This is a genomic window from Streptomyces sp. NPDC005963 (assembly GCF_040638655.1).
GTDB lineage: Bacteria > Actinomycetota > Actinomycetes > Streptomycetales > Streptomycetaceae > Streptomyces.
This window is the reverse complement of sequence record NZ_JBEXVD010000075.1, coordinates 1-3,153: the sequence shown is the minus strand read 5'-3', so window position 1 is coordinate 3,153 and position 3,153 is coordinate 1. Positions and strand designations below refer to the sequence as shown.

The window sequence follows — 3,153 nt, the reverse complement described above, 5'->3', positions numbered from 1 at the left end:
CCCTCCTCGAACCCGAGCGGATCGGCGTCCAGCTCTCCGAGGAATTCCAGCTCCACCCGGAACAGTCCACCGACGCCATCGTCATCCATCACCCGGAGGCGAAGTACTTCAACGCTCGGTAACGGCGCGCGTCAGCGGGCCACGGCCGTATGGCCCTGTCCCTGCGCACTAACCGAGCGCATCCATCTGACGAGCCGTACACTGGTCGGTCCAGTACAGGCCGGTCGACTGTCTCCGCGGGAAAGCCATGGGGAGAGGCGGCCGGCCTTCTCGTCCCTCATGGAGGTGTGCCGATGACCAGCACGGTCCCTGCGTCCTTGACCCGGTCGGCGGAGAGCTCTGCCCTACAGGCGGTCTTCCTCGACATGGACGGCACCCTCGTGGACACCGAGGGCTTCTGGTGGGAGGCCGAGCGTGATGTCTTCGCCGACCTCGGCCATGAGCTGGACGAAGCCTGGCGCGACGTCGTCGTCGGGGGGCCGATGACCCGTAGTGCCGGATACCTCATCGAGGTGACGGGCGCCGACATCGCCCTGCCGGAGTTGACCGTGCTGCTGAACGACCGCTTCGAGAAGCGCATCGCCAGCGGGGTGCCCCTGATGCCGGGCGCCGAGCGGCTCCTGGCCGAACTGGCCGAGCACCGGGTGCCCACCGCCCTGGTCTCCGCCTCCCACCGCAGGATCATCGACCGGGTGCTGGACTCCCTGGGGCCGCAGAACTTCCAACTGTCGATCGCGGGCGATGAAGTGGCACGTACCAAGCCGCATCCCGATCCCTATCTGCTGGCCGCCCGGGGAGTAGGCGCCGAGCCGGCGAGGTGCGCCGTCATCGAGGACACGGCGACCGGGGTGGCCTCCGCCGAGGCCGCGGGATGCCGCGTCGTCGCGGTCCCGTCGGTGGCGCCGATCGCGCCCGCCGTGGGACGGGCGGTTGTCGGCTCGCTCGAAGAAGTGGACCTCCCCTTTCTCCGCGGGCTCATCACATCGATGAACTGATGGTCATACGGTCCGAGTTTCTTGAAATCGAAATAAACTCGGACCGTATCGTCTGGCTGGGAATTCCCTTTCCTCATGGCCGGAAAGACCTTTATGCAAGGCTCTTCCCGTATGTATTTTCGCGTGACCTTCATCACTGTAAGACTTCTAGGGCGTGTCGTTCCGGGTGTTCCGCACCCCTACTGGGCGATACCGCACGTGCCCTTGTGTCCATATTGATCACGTTGCTCTACGAAAGATTCCATGGCTGTGCCATCTACACACAGCCATGAGAGATCACTCAGCGAATACACCGCATCCTCGCGCTGTCCGACACCACTCTGAGCGCCGACTAATCTCTTTGCGAGCCTTCGTCGCACCATCGACGCGCCCCGGCAGCTGCCAACACCGCTGCGAACACAGGGGCGATCGTCCTGTTCATTTCGAACGGTAGGAACCCGCCCCACCGGGCGGCTGCGACGGAGTCTTCCGTACCCGCTGTATCCCAGTGTCGGATGAGGAGAACGTCCAGGATGAACCGTAAGACTCTGGTGCTGCCGGCCGTCGTCGGCCTGCTCGCGCCCGTACTCGTCGCATGCGGCGGGGCCGAGGGCGTCGCTGGTGGCGGTGACTCCATTGTCGTGGGCACCACGGACCAACTCATCGCAGACAAGGACGCGCCTGCTCCCCTCGACCCGGCCCACGCCTATGACACCGGTTCCTGGAACGTGCTGCGCCAGACGGTCCAGACGCTGATGCACTCTCCGCGCGGAGGCGGCGAACCTGTACCGGACGCGGCGAAGACCTGCACGTTCACCGACAAGGCGAGCGCGATCTACCGCTGCACACTCCGTTCCGACCTCACCTTCTCCGACGGCAGCCCCATCACCGCCGACGACGTCAAGTTCTCCATCGAACGCGTCCTGAAGATCAACGATGACAACGGTGCCGCCGCCCTGCTGGCCAACATCGACACCATCGATGTCAAGGGCGACCACGAGGTGGTCTTCCGCCTCGCGACACCGGACGCGACCTTCCCGTACAAGCTCTCCACCCCGGTCGCCGGCATCGTCAGCAAGAAGAAATACGAGGGCGGCAAGCTCCGTGGCGGCCTCCAGGTGGACGGCTCCGGCCCGTACACGATGAGCGCCCAGGTCAAGGACGACGCGGTCACGAAGGTCACCTTCAAGAAGAACGGCTCCTACAAGGGAGACGTCAAACTGCACAACGGCAAGGTCGAACTGCGCATCTACGAGGACGCGGACGCCATGGCCAAGGCTCTCGACAAGGGCGAGATCGACATTGCCACCCGCGAACTGGCGCCCGAACAGATCGCACAGATGAAGGAAAAACCGAAGGACGGCATCACCCTTACCGAACTCCAGGGCCTATCCATCTTCTACCTCGCCTTCAACACCGACCATCCGGCGGTGAAGGACAAGGCCGTACGACAGGCCATGGCGGCGCTCGTCGACCGCGGCCAGATCGCCGGGCAGGTGTATTCCGCCACCGCCGAGCCGCTCTATTCCCTCATTCCCGCGAGCGTGAGCGCACACAAGAACGCCTTCTACAACAGGTACGGAGAGCCCAGCCGCGCCAAGGCCAAGCAGATCCTGCGCAAGGCCGGCATCAACACCCCCGTGAAGCTGTCGCTCCACTACTCCAAGGACCGCTACAGCGGCGCCACGGCCGAGGAGTTCGAACTCCTCAAGACCCAGTTGAACGCGTCCAAACTGTTCGACGTGACCGTCGAGGGCTCGGACTGGACCACCTTCCGCACCGCCCACAAGCGCGGTGACTACCCGGTGTTCGGCCTCGGGTGGGTCCCGGACTACCCGGACCCCGAGAACTACATCGCCCCGTTCCTGGAGAAGGACAACTTCCTCAACTCGCCCTACGTGAACGCCGAGGCGCTCAAGCTCATCCCGCAGTCCCGTCGCCAGGCGGACCGCGCTGCTGCAGAGCCGACCTTCGCCCGCTTGCAGGAGATCATCGCCAACGACGTCCCGGTGCTGCCACTGCGCCAGGACAAGCAGTACGTCGCCGCCCGCGATGGCGTCACCGGCGTGGAGCGACTCCTCAACGGCAGCTCCGACCTCCAGCTGTGGGAGCTCGGTCGCGGCGACAGCTGAACCGCGCAGAGAACGCCAGCGGCGGCCGGGCATCAGCCCGGCCGCCG

3 protein-coding genes are annotated in these 3,153 nt (G+C 65.1%); all 3 read left to right on the top strand.

What is annotated here, in order from left to right:
* Positions 1–122, top strand: a 122-nt coding sequence (locus ABZ348_RS34570) for a vitamin B12 dependent-methionine synthase activation domain-containing protein (RefSeq protein ID WP_358939965.1), incomplete at its 5' end; no start/stop codon positions are given.
* A 171-nt stretch (positions 123–293) separates the two neighbouring features.
* Positions 294–995, top strand: coding sequence for an HAD family phosphatase (locus tag ABZ348_RS34565; protein WP_358939963.1), 702 nt, complete (start codon positions 294–296; stop codon positions 993–995).
* 512 nt (positions 996–1,507) lie between these two features.
* The gene (locus ABZ348_RS34560) at positions 1,508–3,106 is read left to right on the top strand and encodes an ABC transporter substrate-binding protein (protein ID WP_358939961.1); all 1,599 of its coding nucleotides are present in this window, start codon (positions 1,508–1,510) and stop codon (positions 3,104–3,106) included.
* Positions 3,107–3,153: the final 47 nt, after the last annotated feature.

Coding starts and splice junctions, on each gene's coding strand:
- ABZ348_RS34565 (WP_358939963.1), top strand. CDS start 294: ATGACCAGCACGGTCCCTGCGTCCTTGACCCGGTCGGCGGAGAGCTCT.
- ABZ348_RS34560 (WP_358939961.1), top strand. CDS start 1,508: ATGAACCGTAAGACTCTGGTGCTGCCGGCCGTCGTCGGCCTGCTCGCG.